Raw genomic sequence first — 876 nt, forward strand, 5'->3', positions numbered from 1 at the left:
ACCGCAGCGTCGAGAGTGCAAAAACTTGGTTGCAAGAGCGTCCGACGATCGAGGTCGTGAGCCGAGATCGCTGTGGTTTGTATGCTCAGGCAGCCCGAGAGGGCGCCCCGCAGGCCCGCCAGGTGGCTGACCGTTTTCATCTGGTCCAAAATCTCAGGGAGGCAATCAAGGAACAGATGAGCGTCTACGGTCACGCCCATGTTAGACCCATTCTCTCTGAAGATGCTATCGCCAGCGCCAGGTCACAGCAGCGCCGTGCCCGCCTGGCGCACAGGCAATCTCGTCAGGAAATATTCGACACGTTTCAAGTTTTGCGGCAGCAGGGCCTCACGTACAGCGAGATTGCAAGGCGGACCGGATACGAGCGCCGCAGCATCGCGAATTGGCTTACTTCCAATGCACCTCGAGACAGGAATCGGGCGGCATTGAATCTGACATCGCCACTGTATTTTGAAGCATTCCTGGCTGAATGCTGGAAAAATGGAAACCGGGTTGGGCGCCATCTGTTTTACAATATCAAGAACCGTGGTTACACGGGCAGCCGCTCCAATCTGGAGCGCCTGTTGAAGGTGTGGCGCGAAGTCGAAAACATTCAACCCGACGAGCCGCCTCCGGAGACGGATGTTTCAGAACCCGTCCGCGATCCTGATACGGGCCATATGATCTCATCTGTGGTGGCCGCAGCTTTGTGCATAAAACCGCGCGGCCTGCTGACAGATCGTCAGGCCAGAAAGGTCAATGCATTGAAGCAGGGCTCTCGAGCGTTCGCCATAATGCGTGGCTTGGCCATGCGCTTCAACGGCATCTTGCGCAGCAGGAGCCCGGACGCGCTGGATGAATGGATCGACGATGCCATCGACACCGAGCTCACGGCAA

Annotated in this window: 1 protein-coding gene; it reads left to right on the forward strand. The window is 57.4% G+C overall.

Going from position 1 to position 876, the window contains the following annotated elements:
* The coding region (locus AC0C6X_RS30085; protein ID WP_472956689.1) for a transposase at positions 1-876 on the forward strand (876 nt) is incomplete at both ends.

Source organism: Ensifer sp. VA4 (assembly GCF_055710065.1).